Consider the following 14,721-nt stretch of genomic DNA (forward strand, 5'->3'; position numbering starts at 1 on the left):
GACGTGAAGTGGTGCTGAATTGGATCGGTGTCAAGTTTTAGCGGCGCTGGCTGCGGGCGACGGCGGCGCGGGCTTCTTTGTCGGCTTCGCGTTTGCGTTCGGTTTCGCGCTTGTCCCAGTCCTGCTTGCCTTTGGCGAGGGCGAGTTCGCATTTGACGCGGCCGTTTTTGAAGTAGAGGCGGACGGGGATGAGGGTGAATCCCTTCTGGCGCGTGTGGGCTTCGAGCTTGCGCAGTTCGGTTTTGTGCAGGAGCAGCTTGCGGGTGCGGAGCGAGTCGTGGTTCATGGTGTTGCCGTGGGAGAAGGGGCCGATGTGTGCGTTGAGGAGGAAGCACTCGCCGTCTTTGAGGAGGCCGTAGGCGTCCTTGAGATTGGCTTTGCCTTCGCGGATGGATTTGACCTCGGTGCCGCGCAGGGCGACGCCGGCCTCGAAGCGGTCGGAGAGGAAGTAGTTGAAGCTGGCGGAGCGGTTGAAGGAGGCGTCGCGCTGCCCGGCGGCGATGGGGTCGCGGTCTTTGGGTTTGCCCGCGGGTTTGGGCTGGTGGGCGGCCGTCGGGTTGGAGAGGGAACGAGGCATGAACCTTCTACTTTAACATGCGGGTACGTCACTCAAAAGATGCAGGCGGCGTGCTCTTACGGTTGCGTGTGGTGGTGCGTCCAACCAGTGGCGCGGGATGAACGGGTTGAATCAAGTGCGGAATGAATCCCGTTAGGACGCGACCTGGAGAATTTTTCATAGAAGTATCATGGTTGATTGGATGCGGAGGTTTGTGCAGCCGCGAGAAAATGCGGAGATTCTTCCACTTCGACTTCGCTCAGGGTCAGAATGACGATACGTTGATGAGCCACGGCAAGAGGGAGAACGCTCACACATCAATAGGCAAGGCAGAGGCGGCAGGTTGAGCGCCCACGAAATGACTCAAGACACGCACCCCCTGAGAGTGAGGCCAGTGACAGTGCAGATGTTATACTCACCCGAGCGCAAGGGCCTGGAAGGCGAAGCCGGTACGGGCGGCGTCCTCCCCAATATCGACAAGCGGGCAGGCGTGTTCTCCCCCGGACGCCACACACAGAAGGACGCAAACAGAAGCATGGGTCGCGGGTACACAACAATCAGCAAATTGCCGATGTCGATTCTCAGAGCGGTTCCCATCGTCTTCGTTGCAGGCGTCCTTATGGTGGCGGGCGCGCCGGCGGCACACGCGCAGTCCGCCAATAAGTGGAACAAGCGCGGCATGGATGCGGAGGCGCATCAGGACTACGAAGCCGCGATGAACGACTACCACCAGGCGCTGCTCAAGAAGCCCAGCGATATTCGCTTCAGGGGACGCTATGAGCGGATGAAGTTTATGGCGGCGGTCTCGCATATTGACCGCGGACGGGTGCTGCGGCAGAGCGGAGATTACAACGGCGCGCTGAATGAGTTTCGTCGGGCAGTTGAGATTGACCCCTCGAACCAGACGGCGCAGCAGGAGCTTGACCGGCTGCTGCATGAAGGACAGCCGCCGCCCGCGGCGAGCGCCGCACCCGCCGCTCCTGCTGCCCCGATAGCGACGCCGGAGCAGAAGCAGGAGGCGGCTGAGATCAAGAACCTCAGCACGATTACCGGCCCTGTCGAACTTAAGCCCGTCTCGAACGAACCCATTACATTGCACATGGTGGAAGACTCGAAGGTCATCTACCAGGCCATTGGCAAGGCTGCCGGTCTGAACGTTCTTTTTGACCCCGACTACACCTCCAAGCGCATTCCGGTTGATTTGACCCATGTCAGCCTGCAGGATGCGCTGCGCATTGTGGGTACGATTGCAGGGACGTTTTATAAGCCCGTTACGGCCAACACGATCTTTGTCGCGCAGAATACGCAGCAGAAGCGGCGTGATCTGGAAGAGATGGCGGTGCAGACGTTTTACCTGACGAACGCCAGCCAGCAGGCCGACGGCAACGAGATCCTGACCGCGATCCGCAACCTGCTGGACCCGAGCACGAAGATTTACCTGGTGCCGAGCCAGAACGCGATTGTCGCAAGAGCCACGCCGGACCAACTGCTGCTGGTGCAGAAGCTGCTGAATGATCTGGATCGCGCAAAGCCTGAGGTGGTGGTGGATGTGGCGATTCTTGAGGTGAATCGGGACAAGCTGCGGAACCTGGGGATTACGCTGCCGCAGTCGATCACGCTGACTCCGCAGGCGAACCCCTATGGCACGGCCGCGACGAACACGGGTGGGTCGTCTTCGGGCAGCAGCACGGTGAATCCGTCCACGTTTACGCTGAACTCGCTGGCGCACATCAATGCGAATAATTTTGCCGTGGGGATCTCGGGCGGTACGCTGAACGCGCTGCTTTCGGATGCAGACACGCGGATTCTGCAGAACCCGCGCATTCGCGCTTCGGACGGCCAGCGTGCGCAACTGAAGATTGGACAGAAGATTCCGATTGCTACGGGTTCGTATAACGCGGGTGTTTCGACGGGCGTGGCCAGCATTGGCGTGCAGACGCAGTTCACGTTTATTGATGTCGGCGTCAATATCGACATGACGCCTACGGTCCACTATGACAACGAAGTCACGCTGAAGATGCATATTGAGGTCTCGTCGCAGAACGGCAATGTCACGATCAGCGGCGTTACGGAGCCGATCATCGGCCAGCGCGTCATCGACCAGACGATTCAGTTGAAGGAAGGCGAGCCGAGCATTCTGGCGGGCATCATCACCAAGCAGGACAACCGGAGCATCAGCGGTACGCCGGGTCTGGGCGAGCTGCCGTTTTTCAAGTTTTTCTTTGCCTCGAACTCCAAAGAGGTGCAGGACAACGAGATTGTGTTTCTGCTGATTCCGCATATTGTGCGCGAGTCGCTGCTGACGAACCTGAACACGCGGGCGATTGACACGGGCACGGGGCAGGCGATTGAGCTGCGGCAGGCGAGTGCGCCTGTTCAGCAGCCGGGAGCCGACCTGCCGAATCCGGGGCTTTCCGAGAAGCCTGTCACTGGGCCGCCGACGACTGCCGCGAATGCTGCAGCGGCAATGGTGGAGCAGCTTCGCCAGCAGGCTCAGCCGATTGCGCCGCCGGCAACAATGACGCAGCCTGCAACGCCTGCTCAGCCTGGAGCGGCGCAGCCTCAGGTTCAATCGGGCCAGCCGGCGAATCCGAATGCGGTCAGCCTGAGCGTGGTTCCGGCCAGCTCGACGGAGGCGGTAGGAGGGACGTTCCAGGTGGCGGTGATGCTGGGTAATGGGCACGATGTCTTCTCGGTGCCGATGCAGCTTCAGTACAACCCGGCCGTGCTTCAGTTGGTGAATGTGGATGCGGGCAGTTTCCTGAGCCGCGACGGGCAGGCGATTGCCGTGGGCCATCGTGACGATAACGGGCTTGTGTCGATTTCTGCTTCGCGGCCGCCGAACTCTGGCGGGGTCAACGGGCAGGGGAGTGTTGTGACGCTGACGTTCAAGGCGGTTGCAGCGGGCGACTCGAACCTGGCGCTGGTGAAGGTTGGGGCGCAAAACAGCGCACAGGACAATATCCCGGCGACCGGATCGGCTGCCGTGGTGCATGTGAAGTGATTGTCAGGGCTAACCCGGCGCGCGCTCTCACCAATCCGGCTGTGGCGCGTCCAGCAGATGTGGGCATACAGTCTATCTCCGAATCCGGCGGTGAGCGCGGGCTTACGCTGGTCGAGCTGATTATTACGGTGGCGATTGTCGCAATTCTGGCCACCGCTGTTTTGCCGATTGCGCGGTTTCAGGTGAAGCGGCAGAAGGAGCGCGAGCTGCGCCGCGATCTTTGGGAGATGCGCGACGCGATTGACCGCTATAAGGATGCTGCGGACAAGGGAGCGTTTCAGGTGAAGGCCGATTCGCTCGGCTATCCGCCGGACCTGCAGACGCTGGTCGATGGCGTGGATATTCAGGACAAGAAGGTGAAGTTTCTGCGCCGCATCCCGATTGACCCGATGACCGGCGATACCGACTGGGGGCTTCGCTCGAACCAGGACGACGCCGACACCGACACGTGGGGCGGGCAGAACGTCTTCGACGTACACTCGAAGAGCACCGGCACTGCTCTGGATGGGACGAAATACTCGACATGGTAGCGATGACTGTAGAACGAAATTCCGGGTATGGCGCTGAGCATGATTCCGAGCAGGGCTTTACGCTGCTGGAGCTGATGATTGTGATGACGATCATCGGGATACTTGCGGCTATCGCCATCCCTTCGTATGTGCAGAACGTTCGTCGCGCCAAGGAGGCGGTGCTGCGTGAAGACCTGCACACGATGCGGGAGGCGATTGATTCGTACACGGTGGATAAGCAGAAGGCGCCGCAGTCGCTGGACGACCTGGTGCAGGCGGGGTATCTGAAGACGATGCCGGTGGACCCGATTACGGGGCGTTCTGATACGTGGATTCCGGCGGAGGACGATACGCTGAGCACGATTGACCAGACCGAGCCCGGGATTGATGACGTTCACTCCGGGGCGCAGGCTACGGCTTCGGATGGGAGTTCGTATAACACGTGGTGAGGATTAGGGCTTAGGGCTTAGGGATTAGGGCTTAGGGATTAGGGCTTAGGGATTAGGAAAGCGAACATTGAGGTGGGCTGAGGTTTTGAGTTTTGGGGGAGAATACGGGGATCTCTCCACTCCGGCGGCAAAAGCGCCGCCTACGGTCGAGATCACGTGGTGTGAAAACGCAGATTCCCTTCGGGAATGACAAACAAAAAAGCGGGTGACAGGGACAGATTCTCTTCGGGAGTGACAAACAAAAAAAGCGGGCGATCGGGTACGCAGATTCCCTTTGGGAATGACAAACAAAAAAGCGGGCGATCGGGTACGCAGATTCTCTTTGGGAGTGACAAACAAAAAGGGGTTACAGCCATTATCCGGCTTCGGCGGCTCCTTAAGAGCGGATGGGGGCGCCTTCAGCACTTTGCTCGACCCTGAAGTTGTTGCGGCTCACAGAAAAGGCGCATACTACGTCCAATAGAGTTGGGCTGCGTCTATCTTTTTTCGGGAGCGAAGTCAGTCCACGGGAGAACTACCATGCGCTCGGCTACTTATCTTGGTTTGGCTACGATGCTTGTTTTTTCAGCCGCTGCGTACTCGCAGACTGCGAGTAAACAGACTTCGCCAAGCAGCCAGCCGCCTGCGGCCTCGCAGACCAAGCCTGACGACAGCGCAAAGGCCGATAGCAAGGCGAAGCCAGATGACAAGGCTCCGGTGAAGGCTGAGACGGACAGCATTCCCTCTCCCGGGCAGGACCTGGACCCGCACATCAAGAAGGGAAGCGAAGACGATGTGAACGCGATTGGCACGCGCGACATCGGCGGACGCGGCCTGGGCAACTGGCATTCGGTCGATTGGGAGATCGGTACCGGCAAGCAGTATGCGATGGAGATTGATAAGTCCACACACATGATTACGGACCCGGTGGTGAACGAGTATGTGAACCGCGTGGGCCAGAACATTGTGAAGAACTCCGACTGCAAGGTGCCGTTCACGATCAAGATCGTTGACTCGGACGAGATCAACGCGATGGCGCTGCCGGGAGGGTTTTTCTACGTCAACTCGGGCCTGATTCTGGCGGCTGACGAAGAGGCAGAGCTTGCCGGGGTGATGGCGCATGAGATTGCCCATGTGTGCGCGCACCATGCGGCGCGCGAGGCGACGCGGTTGAGTTACATGCAGATCGGCTCGATTCCGCTGATGATCATTTCATACGGATCGTGGACCGGTTATGGGATTTACGAGGCATCGCAGCTTGCGATTCCTGTGACCTTCCTCCAGTTCTCGCGCAACTTTGAGGCGGAGGCGGACTGGCTGGGGCTGCAATATATGTACAAGGCCGGCTACGATCCGCAGGCGTTCGTGCAGTTCTTTGAAAAGCTGACGGCGCTGGAGAAACATAAGCCCGGCACGCTGGCCAAGGTGTTTTCGGACCATCCGCAGACGCCGGACCGCATTGCGCGCTCGGAGGAAGAGATTGCCACGATCCTGCCGCCGCGACCCGACTACATTGTGACGACCAGCGAGTTTGACGCGGTGAAGGCGCGGCTGGCACGGATTGAGAACCGCCGCAGGGTCATCGATGGCAAGGATGGCAACAAGCCTACGCTTCGCAGGACGGCTGATAGCAACAATCCGAATAACCCGGCTGACTCGACGGATGATCGGCCTACGCTGGGTCGTCGGAATTAGGGATGGTCCGATTAAGTCCGCCCCTTGGCTGAATTCGCCCTTCAAAACACGGTGGTCAGCTACTGGTTGGATGTCTGCGAAGGCGTAAGTGCGCCTTTGGGCCAGACGCCGACGATGTGCCCTTGTTTGCTGGGCGTGTGGCGGGCTGCTGTGGCGACTGTGCTTGATGCTTTTGCCCGTCTCGCGGTCGTTCTTGTTGCGTGTGCGGTGCGTGCGGTCGTAGCTGGCTGTGGGATGGCTCTGGTGGGCAGGGGGTGCTGATGGAGCGTGCGGCTGGCGGCTGTTCCAAGGCCGGATACGGAGGCGGAGATCGCGCCGGCTTCGACGGCGGCCTGTGCCCTGGCTTGGGGGAAGGCACCAAGGATAAAAGCGAAGAGGGTCAATGCAAGCGAAGTTCTGTTCATGGACAATTCCTCCCTTGCGGGCTGAGCTGACGCTTGTGGGGTTTGAGTTTACTCCCGAGAGCGGGCGACGGGCTAGTTGATTGGTTTGAGGGGCTAAGCAAGACGGAGTTTTCCGCTGTGCATTGGGTCGCTGCGATGGGGGGAAATTGACGAAAAAAGACCGCGCGTTGAATAGAACGCGCGGCCCGGACAGTGTTGCGAAGGGTTGAGGTTTACCAGTAGAACTTCGCTGCGAACTGGACGTCTCTGGCTGGGAAGGCGTTGCCGATGGTGGCGAACGATCCGGTCCATTGTCCGTTGACCTGAGGCCCTCGATTTCCGAGGAACTGGTTGGGTGCGTAGAAGTTGGCGTGGTTGAACGCGTTGTACATCTCGGCACGGATCTGGAGCCGCGTGTTTTCGGTGAAGTGGAAGTACTTCTCGGCTGCGAGGTCCCAGTTCTGATAACCCGGGGCACGGAGGGTGGAGATGTAGCGCGGTGCGCTGCCGAAGTCGAAGGGATTGGTTGGGTCCTGGAAGGCTCCGGGGTTGAACCATTGGTGGATGGAGGGATGGGCTACGTGCATGTCGGCGACGATGTCCGGACGCCGGTTGCCGCCGCCCCATTGGCCGAGCGTGTTGTTGGCCGGAGCGATGGAGAGCGGGAAGCCCTGCTTGAAGGTGGAGATACCGGAGACCTGCCATCCGCCGATGAGGGCGTTGACGGGGCGGCTGACGTTTGAGCCAAGCGCCTTACCGTGTCCAATGGGGAGCTGGTAGATGTAGCTGACGACGAGGCTGTGGGGGATGTCGTTGCCGTCGACCGATTTCTCGGCGGCGAGGTCGTAGTAGTTGCGGATGCTGGTGGGTCCGGAGTTGGCCCAGCCGTTGTTGCCTTCTGTGTCGTCGATGAACTTCGAGAACGTGTAGGAGGCAAGGACGGACAAGCCGGAGCTGAACCGGTGCGTGTAGGTGGCCTGCAGGGCGTCGTAGTAAGAGTCGCCGATGGGGGCGGCCTGGTCCTGGACGCTGCAATACTGCGGGAAGGGGCGGAGGAGCTGCCACTTCTGGACGGTGGGCTGATCGAGACCGCAGCCGCTGGAGGTGATCTTCTTGTAGAACGGGTTGGGAACGAGCGTTTGCAGTGCGGCCTGCCCCATGGAGAAGTATTGCGGGTTGAGCTGGTCGCGCTCGTAGCCGCCTGCCGACAGCTTGACGCCGCGGTTGCCCACGTAGGTCACGTCAATCATGTCGTTGGGGCGGATGGAGTACTGGAAGCCGAGCATCCACTGCTGGAGGTACGTGGAGGCGCGGTTGCTGCGCACGGCTGGAACACCCTGGCCTACGTCCTGCATGGCACCGAGCGCACTGCCCTGAGGAAGCAGAATGCCGTTCGGTATGGGATTGCTGAGCGTGTCGTACGGAGCGAAGTTGAGCGTGCCGCGGATGGGCGTCGTCTGCGTGTATCCGTCGGCCGGACCGTTGCCGGTGTAGGACGGAATGTAGAAGATGCCGTAGCCGGTGCGCGCGACCAGCTTCGGCGTTGCCTGATAGCTCAAGCCAATGCGCGGGCCGAAGTTGGTGTAGACGGTGTTGTACAGACCGCGACGGTTGCCGCCGCCGTTGAAGACCAGCTCGCCGGGGGTGTTGATGCCGAGACCGGTGCCGACGGGGTTGCTGGCGTTGAAGTCGAAGTACTGCTGTTTGTTGTGGCGCTCGGTGAGCGGGGTCTGGATCTCGTAGCGCAGGCCGATGTTGACTGTGAGGCGGGGAACGACCTTCCAGTCATCCTGCACGTACCAGCCGAAGTAGTTCTTCTGTGTGGCCAGTTGTGCGTTGATGCCGGTTGCGCCGCCGTTATCGGGGACGCCCATGAGGAACGAGGCGAAGCCGAAGCCTGTGCCCTGGGTCGGGTTGGTGGGGTCGGGTCCTGCGGTCGAGCCGATGGGGAAGTTCATCTTCGTGCCGAAGACGTGGCCGCCGAGGATCTGGTTGACGACGCCCATGAAGCCGAACTGGAGCGTCTGCTTGCTGAGCGTCTTGGTGATGTCGGTGGAGTAGGTGATGTAGTTGCGCGGGACGGCGTAGGAGTCCTGGCCGTTGATGGCGCCGGGTCCGAGGCCGGAGAAGCCGTCGATGCGGAGGCCGGGGAACTGTCCGGCGATGGTGTCGAGGGCGGATGGAAGGCCAAGCGTGGAGGGTTTGAAGTTGTCGCCCTGGGTCGCAGACTGCTCGATCCAGCGGTTCATGCCCGCATTGGCGCTTAAGATGAGCGACTGGCTGAAGACGTGGGTGAGGCCCATGTCGTAGCTCCAGCGGTTGTTGGGGTTGGTGACGCCTGGGCCGCCGGGATTGGCGCTGCCGAAGAAGTCGGGCGAGTTCGTCTTCTGCTCGGACTTGTGCGAGTAACGGGCGAAGAAGCGGGTCAGGTCGCTGAAGTTGTGATCGACGCGGACGGAGTATTCATCCGACTGCGCAGTTGCGGATGAGGAGCCGAAGAAGTTGTTGACGAGGTTGCCGTTGGTGGGAACAGGCCAGTACTTGCCGGCGATGATCTTCGCGGCGACCGGGTCGATCTTGCCTGCGACGTTGTTGTTCGTGATGGCGTCGCGGATGTAGCCGGTCTGCGTGGCGACGCGGCCGGTCTTGGGATCGATCTGGCCGGCGGTAATCTGACGCACGCTGTAGGGGTCGTAGAGCGCGCCCTGATAGATGGGGCGTCCGAGTGCATCGGTGCCGATGACGGTGGTGGTGAGCAAGCTGCTGAAGTCGCCCTGCGTGAAGGCGGAAGTAGGCACGGTGCCGGTCAGGCTGGCTGGCGTGGACTGGCGCAGGCCTTCGTAGAGCGCATAGAAGAAGGTTTTGCCGCGTCCGTCGTAGACGCCGGGAATGATGACCGGGCCGCCGATGGAGCCGCCGTACTGGTTGCGGTGGAAGTCCGGGCGCTTCACGCCGTTGAGGTTGTTGAAGTAGTTGTTGCCGTCGAGCGCGCTGTTGCGAACGAACTCGAAGACATCGCCGTGGAAGCTGTTGGTGCCGGATTTGGTGACGACGTTGATGACGTTGCCGCTGCTCCAGCCGTATTGCGCGGTGAAGGCATTGGTCTGGATTTTGAATTCGTCGACGCCTTCGACGGAGGGGACGTAGACGACGCCGCCCCAGTCCTGCGCGGTGTTCCAGGTGCCGTCGAGGAGATAGGCGGCGGTGCCGAAGTGCGTGCCGCCGAAGTTGAGGAAGGAGATGTCCTGGTCGGCCGAGCCGGAGATGCCGTTTGAGTTGACCATCTGGGCCTGGGTTGAGTTGTTGACCGATGAGTTGAGCGAGGCGAGCCCGAAGACGTTGCGAAGGTTGAGCGGAAGCTCGACGATCTGCTTCTGCGAGATGTCGGCGGAGATGTTGGCGTTGTCGGCGTTAATGAGCGGTGGTTCGCTGGAGACTTCGACGCTCTGGCTGGTGCCTCCGACGCTGAGGACGATGTCCTGGTGGGCGGCGGTGCCGGCGGCAAGGTCAATTCCTTTTTGCTCGTATCCTTTGAAGCCGCTGACCTGCGCTTTGAGCGAGTAGATGGCGGGAGGAAGAAGCTGGAAGGAGTAATTGCCCGAAGCAGTGGTGGTGAAGGTGCGGGTGATTCCTTTCTCGGCGCTGGTGAGGGTGACGGTGGTGTTGGGGATGACGGCGCCGGTGGAGTCGGTGACGGTGCCGCTGAGTGTGGCGGTGAACGCCTGGGTCTGGGCGCGAAGTGGAACCGCCCCCAGGGTCAGGCCCAACATCATCGTCGTCAGGATGGCGAGACTTCTCGCCCACGTGCTGCCGATCGATTGCCTCTTTGGGATAGCTTGCATGTGCTTGCCTCTCGAATAATCGCGCCGTGTGCGGACGCGAAGGATCGCTTTCTGACTACGTAATCTCTGGTTGTCTGGAAAGCGAAGACCACGTTAGAGAGCGCGGGCACGCGGCGTCCCGGGCAATCACCGAATCTTTCCCGAAGTTGTGCGGGGGGAGATTCCGAGGTTTTACCGATGAAGCAAGTCGTTTGGTTTGTGTGGATTAATGGGGGTGACGAGGGAGTTCTACCAGAAGTGAACGGCTTCCACTTTAGGGGTTCCGGGCTGTCCGTCGATGATTTGGGTGCTCAGGACGATCTCGATGTTCTTTTTGTTGCCTGCCGACTTCATTGCGGGCGCAAGTTGGGCGAGATCGTCGGAGTTGGTGAGAAATTCTCCCGCGGCGATAGTTCCTCCGCGTCCGACGCCTGCCACGATCACGGCGGGTTCGCCGGTGGTGTCGTCCACAAAGCGCGCGATGATGGCGTAGTCCACGTAGTTATTCGTTGCTAGTTGCTGGGTGCGATCGACAACCCAGCTTGAGGCGGATGGATTGTTGCGATCGACGATCTCGAACCGGGTCATCTCGGGATTGTTGGCGAAATGGAAGCGGAGGGCCTTGGTGAAACGGAGCGTCCAGGCATTGTCGAAGGCGCCGATAAATATAGATGGGCCGTTGCGGAGATCGGAGAGGGAGGTCGATTCCTCGCCCTTGAGCTGGTAGTGCTTGCCGTGGGTGCGGAGCGTGCTGGCGATCTTGACGATGGTGTCGAGGTCGTCGATGACGACGGCTGAGAGATTGTCTTTGAGGACGACCTGTTTGGTGGGTTCGGCGGCGTCGCGGAGCGTGATGAAGGAGTACTGGTTCTGGTCGGCGACGCAGAAGAGTGCGGGCGCGGAACTGCTGAGGACTGGCTGCCAGAAGGCGTCGAAGGGCGTGGGATGGAGTGTTCTCCAGAAATAAGCGGTCACCGCGATGGCAATGCAGATTGCGGCCACGAGCAACGTCCATAGCCAGCGGCGTTGCGGACGAGGGGCCGGATTTACGGAGGCGATGGCTTCGTGCTCGAGTGCGCTTGCTTCCGTGGCTTTGGTTTCGGGGGCGATGACGGTCGCGGTCGTTTGAGCTGACGATGCTCCAGCTTCGTGGATGCGGTCTGTGGCGGATTGGACTGCGTGCGCTTCGTTCGCCTGCGATGAAGGATCTGCCCTGACTGAGGCAATGAGGCGATAGCCGGCCTTGGGGATGGTCTGGATGACGAAGGGCGAGCGGGGATCGTCGCCGAAGACGTAGCGAATCTCGGAAATGCAGCGGACGAGCACATCGTCGCCGACGAAGGTGCCGTGCCAGACGGAGTCGATGAGCTTTTCCTTGGAGAGGACCTGGTTCGGGTGCGAACTGAGGTGGACAAGCACCTGCATCACCTTGGGTTCGAGGTGCCAGGTCCTGCCGTTCTTTTCCACGGTATTGATCTGCGGCTGAATCAGCCAGTCATTAATAAAGAAGTCTCCGTGCACGCGCTCCCCTTGTCAGCGTGGCGAATCAACACTGTGCGGCAAGAGCGATTATATCCCGGCCTCTACAGCCCACATTCCTTCTATCAAGAAGCCGGTACGCGCTGAAGGACTTCCTCATGCAAACATCGGCGAATCATCGGGGCGGAGGCACGCTTTTCTGACCGCTCGCTTGCTACTATCCACATCGATCCGTTGTTCCACTGACAAGTTTTGAACGGGACTGTAGAATTTCCGCTTTACGGGCGCAGGGGGTCCGAGACAACCTGGCCGATCAATCCAGAGGGCAGATCAGAAACAAATGAATCGAATTCGGACTTTCCGTGTATTCCCCAGTTGGACCCTGTGCCTCTTTCTATTGATGGGGCTTGATGCTCTGGCCGTTGAACCGAATCCGGTCGTGCTGGATAAGGTGACGGCCAGCACGCCGTTGAAAGATGGGATTGAGATCAGGAGCGGCCTGGCAGTGATGCAGATTACCGCGCTGCGCGACGACATTGTGCGTGTGCGCGCAGGGGCGACGGGCGAGCTTCCCGAGGACGCTTCCTGGGCCGTGCTGCCGGCATCGCGCATGTCGAGCGTGCCGGTTGTTGAGGACGACAATGCCACGACGGTCGGCTTCCGCACGAAGTCTCTGCGGGTCGAAGTGGAGCGCGCCACGATGCGCGTCCGCATGACTGACCTTGACGGCCACGTTGTTCAGGAGACTGCCGCTGGGAGACCGATTGAATTTCATGGCACCTCGTTCCGTATCTATAAGGACATGCCCGCCAGTGAACACTTTTTCGGGTTGGGAGCCAAGCCGGGGCCGCTGGACCGCAGAGGCGGCGCGTACTCCATGTGGAACACAGATGCCTTCGAGTTTCAGGCATCTACGGACCAGATTTACAAGAGCATTCCGTTCTTTCTCTCGTTCGACCGCGGCATGGTGGCGGGCACATTCTTTGACAACCATTGGAGGACGAGCTTCGACTTCGGCAAGGAGTCGCATACGGCGTATGCCTTCGGTGCGGAGAATGGGCCGCTGGACTACTACGTTCTCTATGGGCCTTCGTCGGCGCAGGTGCTCCAGAGCTATGTCTGGCTGACGGGGACGACGCCTCTGCCTCCGTTGTGGTCGCTCGGGTTTCAGCAGTCGCGGTTCAGCTACTATCCCGAATCGCGAGTGAGGGAGATTGCGGATCGTCTGCGCAAGGATAAGATTCCTGCCGATGCAATCTATCTGGACATTGACTATCAGGACCACTATCGGCCGTTTACCGTCGATACGAAGGGATTTCCAACCTTCGACAAGATGATCGACGATCTGCATAAGCAGAGCTTTCATGTTGTAGCGATTACCGACCTGCACATTGCGCATCTGCCTGATGCGGGTTATGCGCCTTATGACACGGGTACGGCGGGCGATCATTTTGTGAAGAATCCTGACGGGTCTGTGTATGTGGGGAAGGTGTGGCCTGGGCCTGCGGTGTTTCCTGACTTTGCCAGCCAGAGCACGCGCGCGTGGTGGGGCACGCTTTACAAGCAGTTTGTGAAGGCGGGTATCGACGGATTCTGGAATGACATGAATGAGCCTTCGGTCTTTGACAGTCCGACGAAGACGATCCGCGAGGATGCGCTGCACGTGATTGATGAGCCGGGCTTCGAGAAGCGCGTTGCTACACATGCAGAGATGCACAATGTGATGGGACTCGAAAACTCTCGCGCCACGTATGAGGGATTGCTGAAGCTTGATCCAGACGTGCGGCCGTTTGTGCTGACACGCGCCAGCTATGCGGGCGGGCAACGTTATGCTGCGACGTGGACGGGCGACAACAGCAGCACGTGGGACCATCTGCGGCTGACGACGCCGATGCTGCTGAATCTTGGAATGAGTGGATTCAGCATGAGCGGCGCGGATGTGGGAGGCTTTATCGGTACGCCGCAGCCAGACCTGCTGACGAAGTGGATTGAACTGGCTGCGTTTCAGCCTATCGACCGCGACCACACGAACAAGGGCACGGGCGACCAGGAGGTGTGGGTGCATGGGCCGGCGCAGGAGGCAATTCGCCGACGCTATATTGAAGAGCGTTACCGACTGATGCCGTATCTTTACACCGCTGCGGAAGAGATGTCGCGCACGGGAATGCCGATCATTCGGCCGCTGTTTATGGAGTTTCCCGACGCAACGGCTGACCGTCATCCGATTGACGTTGACGTAGATGCAGCCGGAGAGTTTCTCTTTGGGCGGGACATGCTGGTGGCTCCTGCACATTTTCCGGATGAGCTGGACGATTACACCGTCGTGCTGCCTTCGGTGGGTTGGTACAACTACTGGACGGGAGAGAAGGTTTCGGAGGCGGCTACGAAGATCAAAATCAAGCCGGAGCTGGCTGTGCTGCCGATCTTCGTTCGTGAAGGCTCCATCATTCCCGTTGAGCCGCTGGTCGAGAGCACAGATGAGACGCCGCAGGGGCCGCTGACGTTGCGGGTGTATCCGGGGCGTGATTGCAAGGGTTCTGTGTATCTGGATGACGGCAAGAGCTTCGCGTACCGGCGCGGAGGGTTCCTTCGTATGAAGTTCACGTGCGACGAACAGGGTCGGGAACTGACGGTGCATCTGGGGCCACATACAGGTGACTATGCTGCGTGGTGGAAGAACCTGAATGTAGAAGTCTATGGACTGACGAAGTCGCCGTTGAAGGTTGCCGTTGATCACTCCGACGTCAGGTTGCAGCCGTCCTTCGATAAGGAGAGGCATGTTGCGTCGGTCGTCGTTCCTGATGACGGAAGAGGGTCCGATCTGCACATTGAGCTTGCAAAGTAAG

The 14,721-nt window shown here is 59.9% G+C and carries 9 protein-coding genes; 5 read left to right on the top strand and 4 right to left on the bottom strand.

The window, feature by feature from the left end:
* Window positions 1-37: 37 nt before the first annotated feature.
* Window positions 38-577 carry an SsrA-binding protein SmpB gene (gene smpB / locus VFU66_RS11045; protein ID WP_326446309.1) on the bottom strand — a complete coding sequence of 180 codons (540 nt, stop codon included), beginning with the start codon at window positions 575-577 and terminating at the stop codon, window positions 38-40.
* A gap of 385 nt (window positions 578-962) precedes the next feature.
* On the opposite strand from smpB, the gene VFU66_RS11050 reads away from it, so the two are divergent.
* The 4 genes from VFU66_RS11050 to VFU66_RS11065 all read left to right on the top strand — a co-directional run bounded on the left by VFU66_RS11050 (window position 963) and on the right by VFU66_RS11065 (window position 6,192).
* Window positions 963-3,560 (top strand): secretin GspD/PilQ domain-containing protein, encoded by a 2,598-nt coding sequence (locus tag VFU66_RS11050; protein ID WP_326446310.1) that lies wholly within the window; start codon window positions 963-965, stop codon window positions 3,558-3,560.
* 59 nt (window positions 3,561-3,619) lie between these two features.
* On the top strand, window positions 3,620-4,090 hold the full coding sequence (locus tag VFU66_RS11055; protein WP_326446311.1) for a type II secretion system protein: 471 nt from the start codon (window positions 3,620-3,622) through the stop codon (window positions 4,088-4,090).
* Window positions 4,091-4,092: 2 nt separating this feature from the next.
* Window positions 4,093-4,518, top strand: coding sequence for a type II secretion system protein (locus VFU66_RS11060; RefSeq protein ID WP_326446312.1), 426 nt, complete (start codon window positions 4,093-4,095; stop codon window positions 4,516-4,518).
* Window positions 4,519-5,037: 519 nt separating this feature from the next.
* Window positions 5,038-6,192 (top strand): M48 family metallopeptidase, encoded by a 1,155-nt coding sequence (locus VFU66_RS11065; RefSeq protein ID WP_326446313.1) that lies wholly within the window; start codon window positions 5,038-5,040, stop codon window positions 6,190-6,192.
* Between the two features lie 59 nt (window positions 6,193-6,251).
* Here VFU66_RS11065 and VFU66_RS11070 read toward each other — a convergent pair whose 3' ends face one another.
* The 3 genes from VFU66_RS11070 to VFU66_RS11080 form a co-directional block, all read right to left on the bottom strand.
* Window positions 6,252-6,596, bottom strand: a complete 345-nt coding sequence (locus VFU66_RS11070) for a hypothetical protein (RefSeq protein WP_326446314.1) — start codon at window positions 6,594-6,596, stop codon at window positions 6,252-6,254.
* A 212-nt stretch (window positions 6,597-6,808) separates the two neighbouring features.
* Window positions 6,809-10,417 carry a TonB-dependent receptor gene (locus VFU66_RS11075; RefSeq protein WP_326446315.1) on the bottom strand — a complete coding sequence of 1,203 codons (3,609 nt, stop codon included), beginning with the start codon at window positions 10,415-10,417 and terminating at the stop codon, window positions 6,809-6,811.
* A 228-nt stretch (window positions 10,418-10,645) separates the two neighbouring features.
* Window positions 10,646-11,917, bottom strand: a complete 1,272-nt coding sequence (locus VFU66_RS11080; RefSeq protein WP_326446316.1) for a transcriptional regulator — start codon at window positions 11,915-11,917, stop codon at window positions 10,646-10,648.
* A gap of 298 nt (window positions 11,918-12,215) precedes the next feature.
* Here VFU66_RS11080 and VFU66_RS11085 point away from each other — a divergent pair, with 298 nt between their 5' ends.
* Window positions 12,216-14,720 (top strand): glycoside hydrolase family 31 protein, encoded by a 2,505-nt coding sequence (locus VFU66_RS11085; RefSeq protein WP_326446317.1) that lies wholly within the window; start codon window positions 12,216-12,218, stop codon window positions 14,718-14,720.
* The last annotated feature ends 1 nt before the right edge of the window (window position 14,721 follow it).

It is taken from the genome of Edaphobacter sp., from assembly GCF_035763405.1.
In the GTDB taxonomy this organism is placed as follows: Bacteria; Acidobacteriota; Terriglobia; order Terriglobales; family Acidobacteriaceae; genus Edaphobacter.

Bases quoted from the DNA above. Each gene is read 5' to 3' on its own strand.
- smpB (WP_326446309.1), bottom strand. From the start codon at position 577: ATGCCTCGTTCCCTCTCCAACCCGACGGCCGCCCACCAGCCCAAACCC.
- VFU66_RS11050 (WP_326446310.1), top strand. From the start codon at position 963: ATGTTATACTCACCCGAGCGCAAGGGCCTGGAAGGCGAAGCCGGTACG.
- VFU66_RS11060 (WP_326446312.1), top strand. From the start codon at position 4,093: ATGACTGTAGAACGAAATTCCGGGTATGGCGCTGAGCATGATTCCGAG.
- VFU66_RS11065 (WP_326446313.1), top strand. From the start codon at position 5,038: ATGCGCTCGGCTACTTATCTTGGTTTGGCTACGATGCTTGTTTTTTCA.
- VFU66_RS11070 (WP_326446314.1), bottom strand. From the start codon at position 6,596: ATGAACAGAACTTCGCTTGCATTGACCCTCTTCGCTTTTATCCTTGGT.
- VFU66_RS11075 (WP_326446315.1), bottom strand. From the start codon at position 10,417: ATGCAAGCTATCCCAAAGAGGCAATCGATCGGCAGCACGTGGGCGAGA.
- VFU66_RS11085 (WP_326446317.1), top strand. From the start codon at position 12,216: ATGAATCGAATTCGGACTTTCCGTGTATTCCCCAGTTGGACCCTGTGC.